At 65.2% G+C, this 23,056-nt stretch carries 18 protein-coding genes; 3 read left to right on the top strand and 15 right to left on the bottom strand.

The genetic code is table 11. From position 1 onward, the window contains the following. Positions 1 to 4: 4 nt before the first annotated feature. The 6 genes from CH289_RS11675 to CH289_RS11650 form a co-directional block, all read right to left on the bottom strand. The gene (locus CH289_RS11675) at positions 5 to 1,693 is read right to left on the bottom strand and encodes a GMC oxidoreductase (protein WP_037164354.1); all 1,689 of its coding nucleotides are present in this window, start codon (positions 1,691 to 1,693) and stop codon (positions 5 to 7) included. Then, positions 1,690 to 3,165 carry a flavin-containing monooxygenase gene (locus tag CH289_RS11670; protein ID WP_020110991.1) on the bottom strand — a complete coding sequence of 492 codons (1,476 nt, stop codon included), beginning with the start codon at positions 3,163 to 3,165 and terminating at the stop codon, positions 1,690 to 1,692. Before CH289_RS11670 ends, CH289_RS11675 begins: the two co-directional genes overlap by 4 nt. Beyond that, positions 3,159 to 3,740 carry a TetR/AcrR family transcriptional regulator gene (locus CH289_RS11665; RefSeq protein WP_094727947.1) on the bottom strand — a complete coding sequence of 194 codons (582 nt, stop codon included), beginning with the start codon at positions 3,738 to 3,740 and terminating at the stop codon, positions 3,159 to 3,161. Before CH289_RS11665 ends, CH289_RS11670 begins: the two co-directional genes overlap by 7 nt. Positions 3,741 to 3,830: 90 nt before the next feature. Beyond that, positions 3,831 to 5,600, bottom strand: coding sequence for a multicopper oxidase family protein (locus CH289_RS11660; protein WP_256977183.1), 1,770 nt, complete (start codon positions 5,598 to 5,600; stop codon positions 3,831 to 3,833). A 114-nt stretch (positions 5,601 to 5,714) separates the two neighbouring features. Beyond that, positions 5,715 to 6,737 carry an aspartate-semialdehyde dehydrogenase gene (locus CH289_RS11655; RefSeq protein ID WP_019662924.1) on the bottom strand — a complete coding sequence of 341 codons (1,023 nt, stop codon included), beginning with the start codon at positions 6,735 to 6,737 and terminating at the stop codon, positions 5,715 to 5,717. After that, positions 6,734 to 7,999, bottom strand: coding sequence for an aspartate kinase (locus tag CH289_RS11650; RefSeq protein WP_019662923.1), 1,266 nt, complete (start codon positions 7,997 to 7,999; stop codon positions 6,734 to 6,736). The genes CH289_RS11655 and CH289_RS11650 overlap by 4 nt, the downstream gene beginning before the upstream one ends. Before the next feature lie 447 nt (positions 8,000 to 8,446). Between CH289_RS11650 and CH289_RS11645 the strand changes: the two genes are divergently transcribed. From CH289_RS11645 to leuA, 3 genes are all read left to right on the top strand, one after another. After that, complete coding sequence (locus tag CH289_RS11645; RefSeq protein WP_256977151.1) at positions 8,447 to 11,098, top strand: LuxR C-terminal-related transcriptional regulator; 2,652 nt, start codon at positions 8,447 to 8,449, stop codon at positions 11,096 to 11,098. Between the two features lie 107 nt (positions 11,099 to 11,205). Then, positions 11,206 to 11,439, top strand: a complete 234-nt coding sequence (locus CH289_RS11640) for a hypothetical protein (RefSeq protein WP_019662921.1) — start codon at positions 11,206 to 11,208, stop codon at positions 11,437 to 11,439. A gap of 179 nt (positions 11,440 to 11,618) precedes the next feature. Continuing rightward, complete coding sequence (gene leuA / locus CH289_RS11635) at positions 11,619 to 13,430, top strand: 2-isopropylmalate synthase (RefSeq protein WP_019662920.1); 1,812 nt, start codon at positions 11,619 to 11,621, stop codon at positions 13,428 to 13,430. A 19-nt stretch (positions 13,431 to 13,449) separates the two neighbouring features. Here the strand turns inward: leuA and CH289_RS11630 are convergent, their stop codons facing one another. From CH289_RS11630 to CH289_RS11590, 9 genes are all read right to left on the bottom strand, one after another. Next, positions 13,450 to 14,952 (bottom strand): DHA2 family efflux MFS transporter permease subunit, encoded by a 1,503-nt coding sequence (locus CH289_RS11630; RefSeq protein ID WP_033190090.1) that lies wholly within the window; start codon positions 14,950 to 14,952, stop codon positions 13,450 to 13,452. Beyond that, positions 14,949 to 15,803 carry an MBL fold metallo-hydrolase gene (locus CH289_RS11625; RefSeq protein ID WP_020110996.1) on the bottom strand — a complete coding sequence of 285 codons (855 nt, stop codon included), beginning with the start codon at positions 15,801 to 15,803 and terminating at the stop codon, positions 14,949 to 14,951. The genes CH289_RS11630 and CH289_RS11625 overlap by 4 nt, the downstream gene beginning before the upstream one ends. A 168-nt stretch (positions 15,804 to 15,971) precedes the next feature. Then, the gene (locus CH289_RS11620; RefSeq protein WP_094727944.1) at positions 15,972 to 16,580 is read right to left on the bottom strand and encodes a TetR/AcrR family transcriptional regulator; all 609 of its coding nucleotides are present in this window, start codon (positions 16,578 to 16,580) and stop codon (positions 15,972 to 15,974) included. Between the two features lie 91 nt (positions 16,581 to 16,671). Beyond that, positions 16,672 to 17,808 (bottom strand): thiolase C-terminal domain-containing protein, encoded by a 1,137-nt coding sequence (locus CH289_RS11615; protein ID WP_037143219.1) that lies wholly within the window; start codon positions 17,806 to 17,808, stop codon positions 16,672 to 16,674. Further along, on the bottom strand, positions 17,805 to 18,269 hold the full coding sequence (locus CH289_RS11610) for a Zn-ribbon domain-containing OB-fold protein (RefSeq protein ID WP_020110999.1): 465 nt from the start codon (positions 18,267 to 18,269) through the stop codon (positions 17,805 to 17,807). Before CH289_RS11610 ends, CH289_RS11615 begins: the two co-directional genes overlap by 4 nt. Before the next feature lie 37 nt (positions 18,270 to 18,306). Beyond that, a complete protein-coding gene (locus CH289_RS11605; protein WP_020111000.1) occupies positions 18,307 to 19,113 on the bottom strand; it encodes an acyl-CoA thioesterase domain-containing protein in 807 nt (268 codons plus the stop codon). Then, on the bottom strand, positions 19,110 to 19,955 hold the full coding sequence (locus tag CH289_RS11600) for a MaoC family dehydratase (RefSeq protein ID WP_094727943.1): 846 nt from the start codon (positions 19,953 to 19,955) through the stop codon (positions 19,110 to 19,112). Before CH289_RS11600 ends, CH289_RS11605 begins: the two co-directional genes overlap by 4 nt. Further along, positions 19,955 to 20,884, bottom strand: a complete 930-nt coding sequence (locus CH289_RS11595; protein WP_094727942.1) for an SDR family oxidoreductase — start codon at positions 20,882 to 20,884, stop codon at positions 19,955 to 19,957. The genes CH289_RS11600 and CH289_RS11595 overlap by 1 nt, the downstream gene beginning before the upstream one ends. Beyond that, complete coding sequence (locus CH289_RS11590; protein WP_094727941.1) at positions 20,881 to 23,046, bottom strand: acetate--CoA ligase family protein; 2,166 nt, start codon at positions 23,044 to 23,046, stop codon at positions 20,881 to 20,883. The genes CH289_RS11595 and CH289_RS11590 overlap by 4 nt, the downstream gene beginning before the upstream one ends. Positions 23,047 to 23,056 lie beyond the last annotated feature (10 nt).

The raw sequence follows: 23,056 nt of genomic DNA, 5'->3' as shown, positions 1-23,056 counted from the left end.
GACGTCACGCTCCTTTCACGGTCAGGGGCAGCCGCAGGGCACCGGGGGCCGAGGCGGGCACTACCGGCGAGCGTGGCTGTGTCGGCTTGATCTCGCGGTAGGGCTGACCCTGAGACGGGCGCTGATCGGTCTCGCCCTTGTTCGGCCACAACGCGAGGGCGCGCTCGGCTTGGGCGGTGATCGTCAGGGACGGATTGACGCCCAGATTGGCGCTCACTGCTGAGCCGTCGACGACGTGAAGGCCGTCGTATCCGTAGACCCGGTGGTAGGCGTCGACGACGCCGCGCTCGGGGTTCTCCCCGATCGCGCACCCTCCGAGGAAGTGCGCCGTCATCGGGATGTTGACGATTTCTGCGATGGAGCCACCCGGGTCACCCCCGATCTTGTCCGCGAGCATGCGTATTGCCTCGTGCCCCTGCGGGATCCACTGCGGAGGTGGGTCGCCCTGGCCGGGACGACTGGTCAGACGCCTGCCGAACAGCCCTTTCTTCGAACCCAGTTCCAGTGAATTGTCGTCGGTCTGCATGACGAGTGCGATGACGGTGCGTTCGGACCAGCGACGGACGGACAGGCTGCGCAGCGCAGCACCGGGGTGACGCAGCGCGACGCCGAGAGTCTTCAGCACCCGAGGCGTGCGGCCCCCTCCGTCGCTCAGCACTGTCTGCAGAAGTCCGATTGCGTTGCTGCCCTTGCCGTATCGAACGGGTTCGATGTGCGTGTGATCGTCCGGATGGAACGACGACGTGATGGCGACGCCCTGGGTGTAGTCGATCTCGCGACCCCGCGCGGTTGCGGCGAGGACAGCCTCGGAGTTCGTTCGGACGAGGCCGCCGATCCGGTCGGACAGCTTGGGCAGCTGCCCGGTCTCCTTCATCGCCAGCAGCAGCTTCTGGGTGCCGTAGGTACCCGCCGCGAAGACCACCTGGTCGGCAGTCATGACGGTGTCGGCCCGGCGCAGTTTTGCGCCCGTGCGACGCGTCACCACCTCGTAGCCTCCTCCTGCGCGTGGCCGGACGGAGGTGACCGTCGTCAGCGGGAAGATCTGTGCGCCGGCGTGTTCCGCGAGATGGAGGTAGTTCTTGACGAGTGTGTTCTTCGCCCCGACGCGGCATCCCGTCATGCAGGATCCACATTCGGTGCAGCCGGTCCGTGCCGGCCCGACGCCGCCGAAGAACGGGTCCGGATCGGTCCTTCCCGGCTGACCGAAGAACACACCGACGGGTGTGCTGGTGAACGTCTCCCCCACCCCCATGTCCTCGGCCACTTCCTTCATGACCTTGTCCGACGGGGTGATCGTGGGGTTGGTCTCGACGCCCAGCATGCGTTTGGCCTGGTCGTAGTACGGGCCGAGTTCACGGTGCCAGTCGGTGATGCTTGCCCACTGCGGATCCTCGAAGAACCGTTTCGGGGGCTGATACAGAGTGTTGGCGTAGTTCAGCGATCCGCCGCCGACGCCTGCGCCCGCCATGACGAGAACGTCGGGGAGCAGATGAATGCGCTGTACTCCGTAGCATCCGAGGGCGGGCGCCCACAGGTACTTTCTGAGTCGCCAACTGGTCTTCGGCAGCTGATCGTCGGCGAAGCGCCGGCCGGATTCGAGCACGCCGACGCTGTACCCCTTCTCGACGGCGCGGAGCGCGCTGACGCTACCGCCGAACCCTGATCCGATGACAAGAACGTCGAAATGGGTCATCTCGCAGATCCTTTCGTTTCGTATTTGTCCAAGTCGAACGTCCGGGTCGAGTTACGGAACGTGAACGTGTAGGTCGGCCACATCACCGGATTCTTTCCTTCGGAGTCCAGGTACCAACTCGAGCAACCGCCGGAGTTCCACACCGTTCCGGCCAGCGAGTCGTGGATCCACGTGTTGTATTCCTTCTGGGCGGTTTCCGTGACGTCGACGGAGCCGATGCCCCGCTCACGCATCTGCGCCAACGCGGACACCACGTACTCGGCCTGGGATTCCAACATGTAGACGATGGAACTGTGGCCGAGGTTGGTGTTGGGCCCGTACATCAGGAACAGGTTCGGGAATCCGCTGACGGTGGTGCCTCGGAATGCGTTGGGGCTGCCACCCCACTTCTGAGCGAGCGTCTCCCCGTTGTCGCCGACGAGCAGGTGGGAGACGGGTGGCTCCGTCGGGGTGAATCCGGTGGCGAAGATGATCGTGTCCACCGGGTAGGACGTGCCGTCGGCCGCGCTGACCGAGTTCTCCCCGATCGAAGCGAGCCGGCTTGCCACCAGGTCGACATCGCTTCGGTCGAGGGTCTTCAACCAGTCGTTGGACAGCAGGATCCGCTTGCATCCGATGACGAAGTTCGGTGTGAGAGCCGCCCGCTTCGCCGGGTTCTTCACCTGCCGACGCAGGTGCGTCCTCGCTACGATCGACACCAGCGGTAGCACCTTGGGAAAGCGCGCCAGACCGAGGACGTACGCCTCCCGGTAGCTGTAGATGGCCGCCCGTACCGCTTTCTGCGACAGGGGGAAACGCCGATACATCGCCTTCTCGACGCGGCCGAGGGTGCGATCCAACCGAGGAATGACCCAGGCGGGAGTTCGTTGGAACACCGTGAGCCGCTCGGTACGGTCGGCGATCTCGGGCACGAACTGCACGGCGGATGCGCCCGTGCCGATGACGGCGACGCGTTTACCCGTCAGGTCGTGATCGTGGTTCCACGTCGCGGAGTGGAACATCTCGCCGGTGAACGTCTCGATACCGGGCACCTCGGGAAGTTTCGGAGTCGACAGAGCACCCGTCGCCGCGACGAGCACACGCGTCGACACCGGGCCGGACGACGTCTGCACGTTCCACCGCGATGATGCGGAATCCCAGGTGGCGCCGAGTAATTCGCATTCGGTGACGATGCGCTCGCGCAGACCCGTCCGTTCCACGACTCCCCTGAGGTATGCGTAGATCTCCGGCTGACGGGCGAACGTGTGCGTCCACTCGGGGCTCTGCGCGAACGAGAACGAGTAGAGCGACGTCGGCACGTCACACGCACACCCGGGGTACGTGTTGTCACGCCACGTTCCGCCGACGTCGGCAGCACGTTCGATGACGAGCACGTCCGCCGACGGGTCTGCGTCGAGAACCTTGGTGGCCGCGGCTATTCCGGCAAATCCTGCGCCGACGACCAGTACATCGACCGAACTGGGGATCACCATTCCATCACCTTCTGCTCCCATGCGGGCAACATCCGCGACCGGAGTGCGGCGTCGGCGTCGGGGCTACGGAACAAGGCCGACACGGCCAGTCCACGTGCCAGTTCTATGCTGAGTTCGATGCTCTCGGTGGACATCCGGCTACCCATGACGATGGACGCACCTCCCATCAGCGCCTCGGACACCTTGCGTTCGAGCGGAAGCATCGCCTCGTGCAGGGCGGCGTCGGTCCTGGCGGCGACCCACAGTTCGAGCGCCGCGTAGAAGAGTGGGCCGGAGAATGCTTCGCTCAACACCTCGACACCGCGCTCGGGATCGGGCTTCGCGGCCAGTATTTCTGCGAGTCGCTTGTCCACCAGATGGCCGACGGCCGCGGTGACCAACGCTTCCTTCGTCGGAAAATGATGCAGTTGCGCTCCTCGGGACACGCCGGCACGTCGAGCGATCTCCTGCGTGCTGGTCCGCGCGAAGCCGAGTTCGACGAGGCACTCGATCGCCGCGTCGAGCAGTTTGGCCTGCGTGCCCGCCGTGCGTTCCGCTTGTGTGCGGCGTTCGGTCAGTTCGGTGCTCTGGGTCACACTGCTGACCGTATCCGAAAATCAACAAACAGTCCAGACTGCTTTTTAGTTCGGCAGTTGGATCGGCCGTCGACGATCACACGGCAGGCCTCACACCAGGCGGTAGCGGAGCATCATTTCGTGGTCTTCGTGGTCGAGCATGTGGCAGTGCCACATGTACCCCTGCAGCTCGGCCGAGCCGTGGTGCCCGCCGGACCCGGCGGTAAACGTTGCGTCCGGGTCGAATCCGAGTTCGTCGGCGCGGGGGAACCGGACGAGGATCCGCGTGACCGTCCCCGGGTACGTGTTCACTGTGTCCTTGGCACCCGCTTCCCACGGCGCAGGCGCAGCAAGCGGCCCGGTGACGTACCGCTCGACGTCGGGGGCCCATTTGACCCCGACGTCGGGGCGCGGATTGTCGCGCTGGTACGCAGCGAGGTCGATCGGAGCACGACCGAGGGTCCGGAAATGCACCAGATGCAGGTGAATCGGATGCGGTTCGAGCGTGGTGTTGACGATGTTCCACTGCTCGACGGCTCCCTGCGCGGGCATCTCGATGTCCGGGTCGCTGTACCGCAGATTGTTGAGCGTCATCATCGGCGGTGCCAACGACAGGCCTGCCGACGGCTGATTCACGGTCACGGTGCGTTGCACCTGCACCTGAGGCAGCGCGGGCAGAAGCGGAGGTTGCCCCTTCCCACCTCGGTACATGGTCATGACGTCGCCGGTGAACCCGCGGCCCGACGCCACCCTGAACTGGCAGAACAACGGCATCGGTATCGCTCCCAGCGACGCGGCTTGCGCCGGTGGCGGCTCGTCGTTGCGCAGTTCGATCAGCTCGCCGGGATCTGCGGCCCCGAAGTCGACCAGGACGTCGATTCTCTCCGCGGGCGCGAGGCGAACACTGTCGGTTCGAACGGGTGCGTCGAGCAGTCCGCCGTCGTTCCCGATGACCCAGAATTGCAGCCGCTGCGCGCTCTGTTGGCCCGACATGAACAGATTCCACACCGAGTACGAACCTGCGTTGACGATACGGAACCGGTAGAGGCCGCGCGCGACTTCCATCGTCGGCCATATCTTTCCGTTGACAACGCCGACGTCGCCGGTTCCGCCGCCCTCCCACTTGCCCTGCGGCACAGTAATGTTGGACCGAATGCTCATCGATCCGTCGGGATTCATGATCTTCTCCTGCAGTACCAGCGGGATCTCGAACTCGCCGGACGGGAGTCCGAGCGAATTGTCCGCTGCCCCCGAATCATGCTGATCACGAACGATATTGACGCCGACGAGCCCCGCGTAGACGTTGATGCGCGTCATGGACATCGCGTGATCGTGGTACCACAACCCGGCCGCGTCGTTCAGGCCGGAAAAACTGTGGGTCAGCGACTCACCGGGACGGACCAGCATCTCGGAGTGCCCGTCGGAATCGGGCTGCGTGATCGCCCCGTGCAGATGCAGCGAGGTCGGCGTCATGTGCCGGTCGTGTTCGCTCATGCCGTGCAGGGAGGTGTCGACATCGGCGGCCAACGGGTTACCGTCCGTGTCGTTGCTGTAGCGCAACGTCCAGGGCTGGCCTTGGACGCTCTCGATCGTCGGCCCGAGGTAGTCGAGATCGCCGTAACCGAACGTCGGACCGGGCGCGAGATCCGCGTGGAAGGAATGCGATCCGCTTCGCGCCCTCAGCTCGACGGCAGTGCCGGAGACGACGGGCAGACGGGGTAGCTCGTCGCGGAACGGCTGCAGGGGCGGCGAATGGAACAGCAGTGGACTGTGGCCGCCGAAGATGTCGTCCGCAGTCGCGCGGCGCACGGCCGACGACGCCGGCAGCGCCGCGGCGACGACACCGAAGGCGGCCAGGCGAAACGCGGATCGCCGTGACATCTCGTTCACACGACACCCCCCTGTTGTGAGTGGAAATTCGGTGCATTCTGGTCGCTCCGCCGGCTCCGCTCCTGCCCCGGAGCCTACATTTCCACTCACGCGCGCCGAAGGCGCTTAAACGAGCAGTTCTGCGATCTGGATCGTGTTCAGAGCAGCGCCCTTGCGCAGGTTGTCGCCGGACACGAAGAGCGCGAGTCCGCGGCCCTCGGGAACGCCCGGGTCCTGACGGATCCGACCGACCAGCGATGCATCCTTGCCCGCAGCCTGCAGCGGGGTCGGAACGTCGACGAGCTCGACGCCCGGTGCCGACGCCAACAGTTCCCGTGCGCGCTCCACCGACAACGGCGACGCGAACTCGGCGTTGATCGACAGCGAGTGGCCGGTGAAGACGGGAACACGGACGCACGTGCCGCTGACCAGCAGGTCCGGCAGCCCGAGGATCTTGCGCGACTCGTTACGGAGCTTCTGATCCTCGTCCGTCTCGCCGGAACCGTCGTCGACCAGCGATCCCGCGAGCGGCAACACGTTGAAGGCGATGGGCGCGACGTACTTGTTCGGCGCCGGGAAGTCGACCGCCGAACCGTCGTGCACCAGCTTTTCCGCGTCGTCGATGACGGCACGCGCCTGGGTGGCGAGTTCTTCGACTCCGGCCAGGCCACTGCCGGAGACCGCCTGGTAGCTGGAGACGATGAGGCGCTGCAAGCCCGCCTCGTCGTGCAGCACCTTCAGGACCGGCATCGCGGCCATCGTGGTGCAGTTGGGGTTGGCGATGATGCCCTTGGGAGGGTTCTTCGCCGCGTCGGGGTTGACCTCGCTGACCACGAGGGGAACCTCGGGGTCCTTGCGGAACGCCGAGGAGTTGTCGATGACGACGGCACCGGCCGCGGCGAAGCGCGGGGCCTGCTCGCGAGAGAGGGTCGCACCGGCGGAGAACAGCGCGATGTCGATCCCGGCGAGGTCGGCGGTGGATGCGTCCTCGACGATGATCTCCTCGCCGCGGAACGGCAGCTTCTTGCCCGCCGACCGCGCCGACGCGAAGAACCGAACCGTGTCTGCAGGAAAGTTGCGCTCTTCCAGCAGGGTTCGCATGACGGCGCCGACCTGGCCGGTGGCTCCTACGACTGCAACTACGGTCATCGTCCTGTACCTCCGTGTACGACGGCTTCTTCGTCGCCGCCGAGATCGAATGCCTCGTGCAGTACACGCACGGCCTCGTCGAGCTGATTGTCGTTGACCAACACGGAAATACGAATCTCCGACGTGCTGATCAGGTCGATGTTGACACCTGCGTCCGCGAGGGACTCGCAGAACGTGGCCGTGACGCCCGGGTGGCTCTTCATGCCTGCGCCGACGAGGGAGACCTTGCCGATGTGGTCGTCGTAGAGGACCTGCGCGAACCCGATCTCGGACTGCAGCTTGGTGAGCTTCTCCACGGCCGTCGGGCCGTCGGACTTGGGGCAGGTGAACGTGATGTCGGTCTTGCCGGTGTCGACCTTGGACACTCCCTGCAGCACCATGTCGATGTTGATCTCCGCATCCGCGACGGCGCGGAAGATCTTCGCCGCGTACCCCGGGGAGTCGGGGATGCCGACCACGGTGACCTTGGCTTCGCTGCGATCGTGTGCGACGCCGGTGAGAATGGCTTCTTCCACTGGAATGTCCTCCATAGATCCGGAGACGATGGTTCCGGGTTTCGTGGTGTACGACGACCGAACGTGTACGGGAACGTTGTAGCGACGTGCGTACTCGACGCAGCGCAGCATGAGCACCTTGGCTCCGCAGGCCGCCATCTCGAGCATTTCCTCGAACGAGACCGTGTCGAGGTGGCGTGCATTCGGAACGATGCGGGGGTCGGCGGTGAAGATGCCGTCGACGTCGGTGTAGATCTCGCAGACGTCGGCGTTCAATGCCGCCGCGAGGGCGACGGCCGTGGTGTCCGAGCCACCGCGTCCGAGCGTCGTGACGTCCTTGCTGTCCTGGCTGACGCCCTGGAAACCGGCGACGAGAACGATCGAACCCTCGTCGAGGGCGTCGCGCACGCGGCCGGGGGTGACGTCGATGATCTTGGCGTTGCCGTGCACGCTCGTCGTGACGACGCCTGCCTGCGAGCCGGTGAAGGAGCGTGCCTCGGCACCGAGGGAATGAATGGCCATCGCGACGAGGGCGTTGGAGATGCGCTCACCCGACGTCAGCAGCATGTCCATTTCACGCGCGGGTGGCGCTGGGCAGACCTGCTCGGCCAGGTCGAGGAGCTCGTCGGTGGTATCACCCATCGCGGACACGACGACGACCACGTCGTTGCCCGCCTTCTTGGTCTCGACGATTCGTTCAGCAACGCGTCGGATACGTTCGGCGGTAGCCACCGACGATCCACCGTACTTCTGGACGATGAGAGCCACGCGTGTGTACCTCCGCTGCTTGGGTGCGTCTCGATTGGTGCAACTTGCCGGAGCTACCTTACCGAGGTCCGGCCTCTCCTTGCGCTGGTGGTACGGCAACAGCGCCCCTGACCTGCGTCTTCCGTCCGCCGACGGGCACCGGGAGCGTCTCCCCCGGCCGCTCACGCCCCAGCCCGGCCCCGAATCCAGGATATTCGTCCGACGCCGGTGCCCGGGTCACCCCGATGCGAGGAGGGTGAAACGTGGAGTCCATCCGGATAAACGGGCGGTTTCGGCGGGTGGGTACCGATCGGACGACTCTACTCGGACGGCCTTCCGCCTGAGCCCCTCCAAAGCGAACCGAACGGTGTCCGAATCGAGCGTTACTTCCCGAAATCGCAAGAACCGGAATACTATTGGCCGGTCCATCGCATCACATGCGCCTTTTTCGTCGGGAGAGGGTCGTGTATGACCACGTTGCCCCTGTCTTCACTCTCGACGCCGTCTCGGCAGCCCTCGGTGACGCCGCCCGAGCTGCGCAGCAGAATTCCGCTTCGTCCTCGAACCACGATCAGCCGGCCGCGCCTGCTCACGATGCTCGACGACGCCGATCCCTCGGTGGTGACCTTGGTGACCGCACCGGCGGGGTCGGGTAAGACGACCCTGTTGGTCGACTGGATCGGCGCCGACGAACGTGCGCGTGCCGGGTCGGTGGCCTGGCTGACCGTCGAGGAGTCCGACAACGATGTCGCGCATCTGCGATCGTCGGTCGTCTCGGCGTTCGAGCATGCGGGCTCGCACGAGCTGAGCGAGGCGATGGCACGGGTGCCGTCACCTGCAGGCTCGCCGGGCAGCTTCGGTGCGCTGCTCGTGGAGGCACTCGACACGGTGGACGGTCCGGTGACGTTGATCCTGGACGACGCGCATCTACTCCACGACGACGACGCACTGTCGTTGCTCGGCAATTTCCTGCGGTGGCCGCCGCGCACTGTCCGCACGGTTCTCGCCGGACGGTTCGAACCACCTCTGGCGCTGCAGAAGTTACGTCTGGACGGTCGAGTGCACGACATCTCCCCGGCCGCCATCGCGTTCACCGCGGACGAAGCTGCCGCGATGTTGGCACGCACCGGAACCGTTCTCGCAGAGGACGATCTGTCCAAGTTGATGGTTCGGACCGAGGGATGGGCGGCCGGTCTGCGGCTTGCGGGAATGACGTTGACGGGCGCGCGACCGCCGTCCGAGGTCATCGACGCATTCACCGGGACGCAGCACACCGTCGCGGATTACCTCGTCGGGGAAGTCCTTTCCAACCTTCCGCCTCACGTCCGGACGTTCCTGATCGAGACGTCCGTTCCCGACTGGTTCACGGCCGACCTCGCGGAGAAGCTCACCGGTGACCGTCGGTGCCAGGACATCATCGACGGCCTTCTCGCCCAGAACTTCCTCGTCGATCGCATTCCCGGGCCCGAGACCGGCTACCGGTACCACCCGCTCATGCGCGGTTATCTCCGCGCGGAGATCGCACGTCTGGGGGCGGAGCAGATCAGGAACCTCGAACGCGTCACGTCCTCGTGGTTCACCGACACTCGCCACCCGTTGTTCGCACTCCAGCACAGCGTGCACGCCGCCGACTGCACACGAATCGTCGACATACTGTCCGAGTCCGGCCTGGGCATGGTGTTGCGCGGAGACGGCCCCCAGGTACTCGACGCCGTCGAGCAGAGCCCGGCAGATGTTCGACGCGATGTTCGGACAGGACTGGTCAGCGCGGCCGCTCTCCTGGCAACCGGCCGGATCGCACCCGCGGTGAGCATCCTGTCCGCGCTTCGACGATCGGGCGACGGCCTCGGCGACCCTCGCGCCGAGGTACTGCGCAGGGCCCTCGATCTGCACGCATCGCTCTACACGGGGACCGTGGCGACGCCGCTGGACCGGGCCCTGCGCGTCGGAATCGGACAATCAGGGTCTCCGGATCTCGACGCCTACGCGTCGATGGTCGCGGGCCTCGCGGAACTGCATCTCGGACGACGCGCCGCCGCGGACGTCCATCTGTCCGACGCCGTCGCGCACGCACAGGCTGGACATCTGCACCTCACCGCACTCACATGCCTGGCGACGATCGCCGGAAGTCACTTCCTCGCAACACAATTGACCGACGCACACACCGCCGCGCACGACGCACTCCACTACTCGCGGACGCACGGACTCACCGGATCGCCCGTGCATGCCGTCGCGCAGTCGGTCGAGTTGCTCGTCGGCATCGTGCGGCTGACGCCGGCAGACGCTGCACCCGACGACGTCTGGCGCGCGATCTGCACCTCACCGGACCTGGCCATCGCGAGCTACGGACGCCGGGCACGGTGGGCCCTCGGCGCATCCGACGAGCCGGGCCGTTCCGCGCCGAGCGAGCGTGATCGAGCCGACCTGGAACGGCCGGCGCTACCCGGATTCGAGGCCTTGCTGGCCCCGATGATTCAACGTCGATACCTCGCGCAGGGAGAACTTCATCGCGCCGCGGAGTTCGTCGACCTGACCGCGCGGAGGCTCGGTCCGGTCGGTGAAGTCCACCTCCTGGCGGCCGAACTGCACCGCCGAGCCGGGCGTCTCGACGCCGCCGACGCCGAACTGACCCGCGTCATCGACGGCACCAAGCGCTGCCTGAACCCGGTGAATTCGATCCGCGCCTTGCTCGCAGCCGCCGCTGTCGCCGTCGAACGCAAGAACCCCACCCGCGCCTTCGACTCCACCGTCGCTGCCCTGACCGCCGCACAACCGGAGTCGATTCTGCTTCCGTTCGCGGAAGCGGGCACCACCGTGCGCGACGTCCTGACCCACAACCACGGCAGGTTCGGGCTTCTCGAGCCCTTCGCGGACCTCGCCCGCGCCTCGGTTCCACACTCGGGAGCCGGAGTCGACCGGTCACCGAATGCCGCACTGACCCGTCGCGAACTGGAACTGCTGCGCGAACTCCCGTCATGGCGGACGGCCGAGCAGATCGCCGCGGACCACTTCGTCTCCGTCAACACCATCAAGACACACCTGCGCGGCATCTACCGCAAGCTCGAAGTCCGCTCTCGCCGCGACGCCATCGCCGCCGCCCACGAACTCGGGCTGCTCTGACGGACGCTCCCCTTGCGATTCATTCATCTGCTACGGGTGATGCAGTGGACGACCCGGGCGCGGACGCTGGTGGAGAAGCATCGATTCTCTTCGTGGAGCGAGGGCACATGGCTCAACCCGCTGGCGGCATATCGCACGGAGTTCGGTACGAGTTCGTCGTCGAAGGCGACCTGTCCGAACGTGCGAAGGCCGCGTTCCCCGATCTGTCGATCGCACGTGTCCCCGCTACGTTCACTCGAATGTTCGGGCCGATCGACGACGACACCGCCCTGCGCGGCATGTTGGCTCGGTTCGACGCCCTCGGTCTGACCGTCGTCGAATTGCGTCGTTTACCCGACTGACACGAGATCGGCGAACCCGGCCGTGAGAGGTGGAGGTGCAGTAGTACACTCGCATCCATGCAGCGCGCGCTTCTCCTCGATCGCCGCGACGGGGTCTGATCCAGACTGGCTTCCCGTCGCGGGGTTTCATCGCGCCGGTCGATATCCAAGTACAGCCAGTAACCTCGGAGATCACACCAATGTCACCTGCCGACGCATTCACATCCGGATCGCGCACCATCACCCCTCCGTCACGGCCCGCGCCCAGCGATCAGCCCGTGTGGAACACCCAGAAGAACTCGTCGATGCCGACGTACCGGTACCGCCCGTTCGCCGACGAGGTGGAGCCCATCACGCTCCCCGACCGCACGTGGCCGGACAAGGTCATCGACCGAACACCGCAGTGGTGCGCCGTCGACCTGCGTGACGGCAATCAGGCCCTCATCGACCCGATGAGCCCCGCACGCAAGCGTCGGATGTTCGATCTGCTGGTTCGTATGGGCTACAAGCAGATCGAGGTCGGGTTCCCCTCCGCGAGCCAGACCGACTTCGACTTCGTCCGCGAGATCATCGAAGACGGCGCGATCCCCGACGACGTGACCATCCAGGTCCTGACTCAGTGCAGGCCGGAACTGATCGAACGCACGTACCTCGCCTGCGAGGGCGCGAAGAACGTGATTGTCCACTTCTACAACTCGACGTCCATTCTTCAGCGGCGCGTCGTTTTCCGCGCCGACCGTGACGTCATCAAGAAGATCGCCACCGACGGCGCACGTAAATGCCTCGAGGTCGCCGCGAACTACCCCGACACCGACTGGCGGTACGAGTACTCGCCCGAGTCCTACACCGGCACCGAGCTGGCGTACGCCAAAGAGGTGTGCGACGCCGTCGTCGACATCATCGATCCGACGCCCGAGAAGCCGATCATCCTGAACCTGCCCGCAACGGTGGAGATGGCGACGCCCAACGTCTACGCCGACTCGATCGAGTGGATGAGCCGCAACCTGAACCGGCGCGACAGCATCATCCTGTCGCTGCATCCGCACAACGACCGCGGAACCGGCGTCGCTGCCGCCGAACTGGGCTACCAGGCCGGCGCCGACCGCATCGAGGGATGCCTGTTCGGCAACGGTGAGCGCACCGGCAACGTCTGCCTGGTCACGTTGGGGCTCAACATGTTCACCCGCGGCGTCGACCCACAGATCGACTTCTCCAACATCGACGAGGTACGCCGCACCGTCGAGTACTGCAACCAGCTGCCCGTGCACGAGCGCCACCCGTACGGCGGCGACCTGGTGTACACCGCGTTCTCCGGAAGCCACCAGGACGCCATCAACAAGGGCCTCGACGCGATGAAAGCCACCGCGGACGAGCAGGGTTCGGACATCGGCGAGATCACCTGGCAGGTTCCGTACCTGCCCGTCGACCCGAAGGACGTCGGCCGCACCTACGAGGCCGTCATCCGAGTCAACTCGCAGTCCGGCAAGGGCGGCGTCGCCTACATCATGAAGTCCGATCACGGTCTGGCACTGCCACGTCGACTGCAGATCGAGTTCTCTCAGGCCGTGCAGCGCATCACCGACGGTGAAGGCGGCGAAGTCTCGCCCAAGGAGATGTGGGACGTCTTCGCGCAGGAATACCTGTCGCCGATCCGCCCGCTCGAACGCATCAAGCAGCGCGTCATCGCCGCCGAAACAGACGGCGGCACCGACAACATCGTCGCGACGGTCAAGCTCGACGGCGTCGAACAGGACATCACCGGCTCCGGCAACGGCCCGCTCGCAGCCTTCGTCGACGCACTGTCGACCGTCGGCTACGACGTCAGCGTCCTCGATTACTCCGAGCACGCCATGTCCGCCGGCGACGACGCCCAGGCCGCCGCCTACGTCGAAGCCTCCGTCACCGGACCCAACGGCACCGCCGTCACCGTCTGGGGCGCGGGCATCGCGACCTCCATCACCACAGCATCCCTGCGCGCCGTCGTCTCGGCCGTCAACCGGGCGCTGAAGTAGGACTCCGCTGCACCGCCGGTCATCGTCGACCGGCGGTGCGCGAGTGTCGCGCGAAGAGTGAGACTCCGACCGTCAGGATTGCCACCACGATCATCGCGATAATTGTTCGCCCGTATCCGGTCAGCAGTTGCTCGACAGCCGAGTCCGAGATCTCGCTGATCGTGCCCGCGAACACGAACTTACGCAGGTCGAGCGGTAGCGCACTCGTCACGACCGACAGAATCACCGCGGTGCCGACGACGAATCCACTTGTCTGCAGCAACAGGCGCATCGCGTTGGCGATCCCCAGTCTTTCGTCGGGCAGGTCGCCCATGATCGCTGTCGCGTTGGACGGCATGAACAGACCCGAACCGAAACCGGCGATTGCCAACCCCACCAGAAGTACCCAGAGCGGCATTCGGCCAGTTGTTCCCACGAACAGAACGACGAGCGCCACGACTGTCACGACATTGCCCGTCACGGCGAGGGTCGACGGCGACACGATCCGCTGCAACGGACCCGAACTGAGCGATGCCGTCAATGCTGCGACGGCCACCGGCAGCACCATCACTCCAGCGACGAGCGGTGTGACCCCCGAAACCGCTTGGAAGTACAACGCCATCAACAGTACGACGCCACTCTGCGAAATCGAATTGAGAAACGACGCAAGCAGCCCGAATCCGAACGGCCAGTGCTTGAACAACTGGATATCGATCAAGGGATCGTCGACGGACTTCTCGAACCACAGGAACAGGGGAACGATTGCAGCGCTGACGATCAGCCCGCCGATGACGAGAGGGTGCGACCATCCGAGCGATGTGGCCTGCGACAACGCCGCAAGACCGCACGTCAGTGCCACGAGGATCATGGCGTTGCCTCGCAGATCGAGCGAGTACGAACGACCGGTCCGCGGCGACGGCTTCAGGGCGATGAATCCCCACAGCAAGCAGAGAATCCCGATCGGAACGTTGAACCAGAAGACCCACTGCCAACCTGCCTGTTGAGCGAGCAGTCCGCCGAGCGTCGGTCCGCAGAGCTGAGCGATGGAAAACGATGCGAGATAGATGCCCATTCCCTCGCCGAGGCGACGGCGCGGAAAGGCCGCAGTGACGAGAGCTGCACTGTTGGTCAACAGCATTGCGCCGCCCGCAGCCTGGATCACCCGGAAACCCACCAACCACCAGGCATTGGGAGCGAGCCCGCACGCGATGCTTCCGACGGTGTAGAACGCGAGCCCGGTGAGATACATCGTTCTACGACCGAACATGTCCGCCATGCGACCGAACGCCACGAGCAACACCGTGTTGGTGAGCATGTAGGCGAGGAGTATCCAGCTGGCGGCAAGACTACTGGCGTCGAAATGTCGTGCGACCGTGGGCAGAGCGACGTTCAGTGCGCTGCCGGACATTCCTATCACCATGCTCGCGAAGGCGACCACACTCAACGTCCGCCATGCATCGCGCATGACCTCACGTTCCGGGCGCGTGTCCTGCTCCGCTTCACACCGAGCGTCGGCCTCGCCGGTATCGGAACGTGCCGTCATCGGGCATCGTCCTGCAGGACGGTACGGCCGAGCGCCGATTCCTCGTTCAGATAGGTGACCATGGCGAGGATCGAGCTGCGGGCAGCCGAGAGGACGTCGGGGTGCTCGACCTCCGGGTACATCCGGGTGACGAGCTCGTCGATGGACATCTCCCGCTCGGACAACAGGTCACGCACCTGTCGAATCCTCCTGTTGCGCGCGTTCAGTCGGCGATCTGCCGACGCAGCCAAGTCCGCGACAACGGGACCGTGCCCGGGTAGTGCGGTCACGGCGGTCGACGCTCCGAGCGCTCGCAACGTTCGCAGACTGTCGAGCATCTCTCGCAGCAGTTCCGGGTGCACCACAGGGGATCCGCTGCCCAGCAGGGTGTCTCCGGTGAACACTATTCTGTCGGCAGGCAAGTAGACGCACAGTGAATCCCGTGTGTGGCCGGGCGTCGGGAGCAACCGGACTTCGATTCCGTCATCCAGCTCGTCGGGAAAGTTGCTGTGAGACATCTCTTTTCTGGCTTTCACGATCCGAGCGCCCGTTGCATCCACGATGCCGCTCGCGGCACCCTCGTGATCGTTGTGACCGTGTGTCAGCACCACGTAGGACACCGAGCGGCGTCCGATGACCCGAAGTAACGACTCGATGTGGTCTGCATCCTTCGGTCCGGGGTCGATCACCGCACAGGCATCGGCGTCCGGTTCGCCGACTATCCACGTATTGGTGCCCTCGAAGGTCCATGCTCCCGCATTCGGGGCGAGAAGCCACTCGACCCTCGGCGCCACCCGTGTTGCCACACCAGGAACCGGCACGGCATTCTTCGATACCGATTCTTTCGACACTGCATCGTTCGAGATCCACATCGCGGCCTCTTTCAGAAGTAACTTCTAGAATCGTACTCGAAAATCTATCCGAATTCGAGCGCCACGAAAGCCAAAATTGCTACAGCGAAGGAGAATTCACGACATACACGAATACGGCCGGCCCGCCTGAAGAACAGGCAAGCCGGCCGTACTGGTTGTCGAGCTGTGTCAGGGTGCGGCAATCCTTCGAATCATGTCGCACATGATGTCCGCCACTGCGTTCGCCTGCTTCTTGGTTTTGCAGTTCAACACCACTTCGCGAGAAGACTCCACGATGATGTCGGTCAACACCCCCAGGGCGATCCTGTGCTCACTGTCGTCGCCCGGGCCGAGAAGTGCCGAGTTCTGTCGAATCCACTCGATCCTCCTGTCACGCCTCAATTTCTCGAACCCGGGGGGCCCGTCGGTATCGAGGAAGACCAGCGCGACATCCCGGCGTTGCCAACTTCCCGCGAGGAACGCGCGAGCGCCGATACAGAACAACTCCAACGGATCTGCCGTACCCGATCTGCGCGCGGCCAGAACCGACGAGCGAACCTGCTCCAGATGCGCCGAATTGTGCCTGTCCCACAGGGCACTGAACAACTCGGCCTTGCCGCCGAAGTGATGGTACAAACTGCCGGTACTCGATCCTGCACGCTCGACGATGTCGGAGATGTTGGCGTTGAGGAATCCCGCTTCGGCGAACACGTCCAGCGCGGCGTCGAGAAGCTTGCGCTGGGTCTCCCCCGTCTTGCTCCACTGCCACGTCGTCGCCGAAGCCGCCCTGTCGGTCATCGTGTCCCCCCAGCATCGTCTCGCTTCTGCGTCAGGAGAGCGTAATTCTAGAATTGGCGGACGGTCAAGTCGAAGCGGACTGATCATGTCCTCAGGCGGCCCCCAGTATCAGAGTGGCACCGGCCGCGAACATACCTCCGTTGCCCTGCACGAGCGACGTCCGTACGCCGTCGACCTGGGCGGCGGCGGTTCCTCGCAACTGACGCACGGACTCCAGAATCGCGAACATCCCGTACATTCCGGTGTGCGTGTAGGACAGTCCTCCGCCATTGGTGTTGACGGGCAACGTTCCTCCGGGAGCGGTGTTCCCCTCTCGCACGAATTCTCCGGCATCCCCACGCCCTACGAATCCCAGGTCCTCGAGCCCGTAGAGCGGCAGATGGGCAAAGGCGTCGTAGATCATGACGTGGTCTATGTCGGACGTCGACAGGCCGGCGGATCGGAACGCGTCGGCTCCGGAGTTCTTGAAACCCTTGAACGACGTGAAATCCTCCATCATCGAGATACCCGGTCCTTCGTACCCCTCACCGGTTCCGAGGACGTGCACGGGTCGTACCTCGAGATCCCTCGCTCTCTCCGCGGTCGTCAACACCAGAGCACCGCCGCCGTCGGTGACCAGGCAACACTCGAGGAGGTGGAACGGCCAGGCGATGACCGGAGAATTCTGGACGTCGTCGACGGTGATGGGGTCACGGAACTTCGCACGGGGGTTCAAGCCTGCCCATTTCCGTTGTGCCACTGCCACATCTGCGAGATGACGCGCCTCGGTACCCGTCTCCTTCATGAAACGCAGGAAGGGGAGGGTGAACCGACTCGGCGGCCCGGTCACGCCGTAGGGCGCCTCGAACTGTCCCGGTAGCGACGCGGGGTCCGGTGCGTACGCGGGTGCACCGACTCGTGACCGCCCCGATTCGCCGTGGGTGATCAGCACGACCGAACACTGGCCCGATTCGAGCGCGGCCACCGCATGGCGTACATGCGTCAGAAAGGACGTACCGCCCACACTGGTCGTGTCCATCCAGCGCGGCGTGATGCCCAGGCTGTGCGCGACGGACAACGGCCCCGGCATGGATACTCCAGCGATGCCGTCGACGTCGTCGATCGTCAGGCCGCAGTCCGCGAGCGCGTTCCGGGCAGCCTCGGTATGCAGCTTCAGCGTCGAATGGTCCGGTAGAACGCCGATTTCATCGGTTTCGGCGGCGCCCACGATGACCGTTCCCGAGCTCATGCGTTGCTCCCTTCGGGCCGGAACACCGGTACCTTGACGTCGCCGCGGTCCTCGAACTGCACGACGAGAGGCAGGTCGAGCGGCAGCAACTCCGGGTCCGGGTCCACGCCGACGATGTTGGTCATCATCCGGGGACCTTCCTCCAGTTCGACGACGGCCACCACGTACGGACCATCGTTCTCGAACCCCGGTCCCGGCCGGTGTTCGATGACGTACGTGTGCAGGGTCGCGCGGCCCGAACAGTCGATCCACTCGACCCGTTCCGAACTGCACGACGGGCACAGGTCGCGCGGATAGAAGTACGTCGTGTGGCACTTCGAGCAGCGCTGCACCACGAGTCGTTCCTCGGTGGCGCACGCCCAGAAGTGGGCGGTCTCGGGCGTCGGTTTCGGCGCCATTTTGGGGCGCGCGGCCGCAGCGGGTGCGGAGATGCGCCGAGTATGGACCGTGGAACTGGTCATCGGTTTCTCTTTTCTCGGTCGTCGTACGTTCGTGAGGTCAGTAAGGAACTGCAGCCGATGCCGCCGTGCCGATGCGGCCGTGCACGTCGTGTAGAGCGCACACCGACACCGCTATACCGTTGTCCGCCTTGTGGTCCAGGTTCTCGAAACCGATCCACGGCCCGATCGGAAGGCGGCTGAGATACAACGTCACGTCGGCATTGATGAACTGCAGGCTGTCGGTACCCATGTTGGTGAACGGGCTGACCCAGTCCGCCGCCATCGCGGCGATCTCGAACGGAGAATCCGCCGAACCCTCCAGCAGCGGGCATGTCTCGCGGAACCACGAGAACTTCCGTGTGGGTGCACCGTCGCCGCTTCGGCGAACTTCACCGAAGTGCCGTGGTGCCCGACGCTCGGGAGGTGGCAGCAAGTCGGGCGCCGGTGCCTTGTACAGCTCCGGCACCCACGCCACCTGGGCTGCCTCACCTCCGGACCGCAGCGCTTGCACGCTGGCGAGCGCCACCGGCGTTCCGTCCACGGACGCCAGCACCTCGACGATGCGCACCCGTCGTCCCGATCGGCGGACCGAGGTGGTGATGTCTATCGGCTGCATCGGGATCGGCCGGAACAGGTCGGTGGTCATGCGCGCGGGATGCAGGCCGGCCAGATCCGAACGTTCCACTTCCCTCGCCATCAGACCCGACACGAGTCGTCCGTGCACGAGGTTCTCCGACCAGGGACTACGCGCATGTGGTCGCGGCACGTACCGTCCCTCGTCGCCGTCGAAGAATGCGGCGCCGTCGCCGACATCGTGTTCCGGTGCGGGCGCCGGCGTCGGGCCCGCGTCGGTTCCGGCAGTCATGCGACCACTACCGTTCCCCGGTCGATCACGACCGTTCCGTCCGACAGTTCGGTTCGAAAGCGCGTGCCGTCGGCGGTGTTCCAGATCGACACCGTCAGATCCTGACCGGGGCGAACCGGCTTGGTGAAGCGGCCCTCCATCGAGCGCAGCCTGGCTGGATCGGATCCGCAGAGTTCGTGCAACAGGGCACGACCGGTGATTCCGTACGTGCACAACCCGTGCAGGATCGGCCGGTCGAATCCGGCGCGTGCCGCGAACGACGGATCGGAATGCAGCGGATTCCGATCGCCCGAAAGGCGGTAGACGAGCGCTTGTTCCGGCCGCGTCGCATAGGTCACCTTCGCGTCGGGCGCACCCGACGGCATGGGCGCCACCTCCGGACTCGGGGCCCGTCCACCGCCGACCGTCTCGCCTCTGATGAACATCGACGAGCGAGTGGACGCGACGGGGGCGCCCGTCACGCTGTCGACGGCATCTGCTTCGACCACGACGAGCGCGCCACTCCCCTTGTCCTGCATGGATACCACCCGCGAGGTGACCTGTACGTCCCCGTCGACCGGTAGCAACCCGTCGATGTGGAACGACTGTTCGGCGTGGACCAGCATGGCGGGATCGAAGTTCCCCAGCTTACGTCCGGACGGGGCCTGTGTAGCCAGGACCGCGAACGTGGGGAGCACGCGTTGGTCGACCTGGGCCGAGTTCTCGGTGACGAACGGCAGCTCGTGCAGGGTGTGGTCCTGCCCGGCGCCGACGCCCACCGCGTACAGGAGGGCATCCTTGGATCCCCAGGTCCTCCGTGCCGGATCGCTCGGTACGCCGACAAGGGATTCGTCGAGCGGCATCAGCGCACTCCTTCGGGTATCGACCCGTTCATGCCCGCGTTCGGCGCGGCCTCGGCGACCAACCGAGGAATCACCTCGCCGAGTTCGCCTGGTTGCCACTTCGCGCCCTTGTCCTCGCTCGGTCCCGCATGCCAGCCTTCGGCGACGCTGATGTGGCCGCCTCGAACGTTGAACACTCGCCCGGTGATGCCACTCGACTGCTCGCTGCCCAACCAGACGACGAGGGGAGCGATGTTGTCCGCCGCGGACGGATCGAATTCACCGGGTGCGGGCTTCTCGCGTCGGGCATTTCCTCCGAGGTTCTCGGTCATGCGAGTGAGCGCCGCGGGTGCGATGGCATTGACGGTGACGCCGTACCGGGCCAGCTCCATCGAAGCGATGATCGACAAGCTGGCGATACCGGCCTTGGCCGCCCCGTAGTTGCCCTGCCCGACGTTCCCGTATATCCCGGACGACGACGAGGTGTTGATCACCCGAGCGTCCACTGCCGCGCCCGATTTGGACTGGCGCTTCCAGTACTGCGCGGCATGGTGGAGGGGCAGAAACGTTCCGCGCAGATGCACCCGGATGACGTCGTCCCACTCCGCCGCAGTCATGTTGGTCAACATTCGATCTCGCAGGATGCCTGCATTGTTGACGAGTACGTGGAGGTCACCGTATTCCTCGATGGTGTCGGTTATCAGCCGGCGAGCGCCTTCCTCGTCCGACACGTCGGAACCGTCGACGCGGGCGCGACCACCCTCGGCTCGAATCATCTCGACCACGTCGCCCGCCGGACCGTCCGCACTGCCGGTTCCGTCGACTTCGGCTCCGATGTCGTTGACGACGACAGTCGCCCCTTCACGCGCGAACTCGAGCGCATGCCCGCGGCCGATGCCACGTCCGGCCCCGGTGACGATCACTACTCTGCCTTCACAGATCCCTGTCATCGAAACTCCTCGTCCTTCTCGTCGTCTGTCGCCGTCCAGGTGATGAGTGCATCGAGCGCCTCGCAGTGCGAACCGTTCACCATCAGCGGATTGATCTCGAGCGCCTGCAGTCGGTCGCCGAGCCCGGCCGCGACGTCGGCGACCGTCTTGACCGTGCGAGCGAGCGCATCGAGGTCGACCGGGGTCGTGCCGCGTGCACCCTTCAGCAGGGTGATTCCGCGTAGGCCCTCGATGGCCTGACGAACGTCGTTCTCCGTGACCGGCAGTACCTTGACCGCGGCGTCCGCAAGTACTTCGACCCACACGCCGCCCAATCCGACGGCGAGCGTCAACCCCCACACCGGGTCCCTGACGACACCCACGAGCATCTCGATTCCGTCCATGCTGCGTTGGGGTTGGACGACGGTTGCGACGCCGCGGGAGCCCAGTTCGGTCAATGCCGACGTCACCGAGTCGAATGCGTCGCGCACCGCGTCCGGACCGTGCAGGTTCAGCCGCACTCCGCCGATGTCGCTCTTGTGACCCAGACCGTCGGCCACGGCTTTGAGCACGACGGGATAACCGAACTCGGCTGCCGCGGTCACGGCCTCCTCCGCCGTCGACGCCAGCGTCGTCGGGACCACCGGAACTCCCTGCTCGGCAAGGAGTCTGCCTGCCGAATACTCGGTCCACATTCCCGTCGGTTCACGATCGAACGTCAGCGGCACGGGATCGACTGCCACGTCGGCGTTCTCGGCCGTCGTCGCCCGATGCAACGCTCCCCAGCGAACAGCGTTGCTCAGCGCAGTCATACCGTGTTCTATGCCGCCGAGCACATGCGGAAAGTCGACGGAGTTCGACACCGACCGGCCGTAATCCGTGACGTCGGTGAGAACAGTGCTGAGCACGACCGTCGGCACGGCCGTGGTGCGAATGTTCTTCGCGGACTCACCGTATGCGGTCAACGCCGCATCCGGGTCCGGACCGGGAACTCGCGGCAGTTCCGACAGGAGAACAGCGAAGTCGACGTCGTCGTCCTCGGCGACCACCGCGAGCGAGCGGCGCATCAACGTCCGGTCGATCACGACGTAACCGGTCACATCGAGCGGATTCTGCACGGTGGCGAAGTCCGGCACGATCTCGTGCAGCCTGTGAGTGGTGTCGGCCGAGAACGTCGGTAGTTGCAGTCCCTCGTCCTCGGCGCGATCGGCGATTATTTCCGAGGCCCCACCGGAGGGCGTGACGACCCCCATTCGCGGTCCGGGCAGTCCACCGCCGAGACTTGCCATCAGACCGGCCGTGAGGATGAGATCTTCCAACGACCTGACCCGAATGACGCCCATCTGCTCGAACGCGGCGTCGATGACGGAGTTGTCCCCGACGAGTGCCCCGGTGTGCGCGAGTGCAGCCCGCGCGCCCAGTGCGCTTCGGCCGATCTTCAGTGCGACGATGGGCTTGCCTGCGTGCAGGGCCCGGTGCGCTATCCGACGGAACTCGACCGGATCCCGTACCGATTCCAGGAACAACGCGATGACGGAGGTGGCCGGATCGTCGACGAGGTACTCCATCACGTCGGTCACGGACATCATCGACTCGTTGCCCATGGCGGTCAGGAAGCTCAAGCCGACGTTCCTGGTCTGCGCGAACTGTAGAACCGAGCTGGCCAATGCACCGCTCTGCAGGACGAACCCGACGGACCCGGTCAGGAGCGGGCGTCCGATGGGCAGACCGTAGGGAGTGATTCCCTCGGCCGCGTTGATGAAACCGTTCCCGTTCGGACCCAGCACCGTCAACCCGCTCGCCCGCGAGAACGCCACTATCTCGTCTTCGAGCGCCTTGCCTTCCTGACCCGTTTCGCCGAATCCCGACGTCAGGATCACTGCCGCGCGGATGCCCTGGTCGACGGCGTCGCGCAGCGTCGGCAGCACCACCGTCGTGGGAACCATGACGAAGACGAGGTCGACCACCTCCGGCAACTCTGCGAGCGCGGAGTAGGTCTTCTCGCCGTGCACGACGGCGCTGCGGCGATTGACGAGGTACACGTTCCCCTCGAACTCGCTGTCCTTGATGTTTCGAAAGGTGTTGAGGGACCACGGCGACTTGTCCGTCGCCCCGATCAGCGCAATGGATCGGGGTTCGAAGAGCGCACGCAGGTCGATGCCTTCGATGGTCGGGTTGGTCATGTGACGAGTT

Source organism: Rhodococcus sp. RS1C4 (genome assembly GCF_002258225.1).
In the GTDB taxonomy this organism is placed as follows: domain Bacteria; phylum Actinomycetota; class Actinomycetes; order Mycobacteriales; family Mycobacteriaceae; genus Rhodococcoides; species Rhodococcoides fascians_E.
The sequence above is the reverse complement of the archived record's forward strand: the minus strand, read 5'-3'. Positions and strand labels throughout refer to the sequence as shown.

Excerpts from the sequence above, each read along its gene's own strand:
- CH289_RS11675 (WP_037164354.1), bottom strand. The coding sequence starts at position 1,693 with ATGACCCATTTCGACGTTCTTGTCATCGGATCAGGGTTCGGCGGTAGC.
- CH289_RS11645 (WP_256977151.1), top strand. The coding sequence starts at position 8,447 with ATGACCACGTTGCCCCTGTCTTCACTCTCGACGCCGTCTCGGCAGCCC.
- CH289_RS11605 (WP_020111000.1), bottom strand. The coding sequence starts at position 19,113 with ATGACTGCCGGAACCGACGCGGGCCCGACGCCGGCGCCCGCACCGGAA.
- CH289_RS11625 (WP_020110996.1), bottom strand. The coding sequence starts at position 15,803 with ATGTGGATCTCGAACGATGCAGTGTCGAAAGAATCGGTATCGAAGAAT.
- leuA (WP_019662920.1), top strand. The coding sequence starts at position 11,619 with ATGTCACCTGCCGACGCATTCACATCCGGATCGCGCACCATCACCCCT.
- CH289_RS11660 (WP_256977183.1), bottom strand. The coding sequence starts at position 5,600 with ATGTCACGGCGATCCGCGTTTCGCCTGGCCGCCTTCGGTGTCGTCGCC.
- CH289_RS11610 (WP_020110999.1), bottom strand. The coding sequence starts at position 18,269 with ATGACCAGTTCCACGGTCCATACTCGGCGCATCTCCGCACCCGCTGCG.
- CH289_RS11595 (WP_094727942.1), bottom strand. The coding sequence starts at position 20,884 with ATGACAGGGATCTGTGAAGGCAGAGTAGTGATCGTCACCGGGGCCGGA.
- CH289_RS11630 (WP_033190090.1), bottom strand. The coding sequence starts at position 14,952 with ATGACGGCACGTTCCGATACCGGCGAGGCCGACGCTCGGTGTGAAGCG.
- CH289_RS11615 (WP_037143219.1), bottom strand. The coding sequence starts at position 17,808 with ATGAGCTCGGGAACGGTCATCGTGGGCGCCGCCGAAACCGATGAAATC.
- CH289_RS11640 (WP_019662921.1), top strand. The coding sequence starts at position 11,206 with ATGGCTCAACCCGCTGGCGGCATATCGCACGGAGTTCGGTACGAGTTC.
- CH289_RS11590 (WP_094727941.1), bottom strand. The coding sequence starts at position 23,046 with ATGACCAACCCGACCATCGAAGGCATCGACCTGCGTGCGCTCTTCGAA.
- CH289_RS11620 (WP_094727944.1), bottom strand. The coding sequence starts at position 16,580 with ATGACCGACAGGGCGGCTTCGGCGACGACGTGGCAGTGGAGCAAGACG.
- CH289_RS11600 (WP_094727943.1), bottom strand. The coding sequence starts at position 19,955 with ATGCCGCTCGACGAATCCCTTGTCGGCGTACCGAGCGATCCGGCACGG.
- CH289_RS11655 (WP_019662924.1), bottom strand. The coding sequence starts at position 6,737 with ATGACCGTAGTTGCAGTCGTAGGAGCCACCGGCCAGGTCGGCGCCGTC.
- CH289_RS11670 (WP_020110991.1), bottom strand. The coding sequence starts at position 3,165 with ATGGTGATCCCCAGTTCGGTCGATGTACTGGTCGTCGGCGCAGGATTT.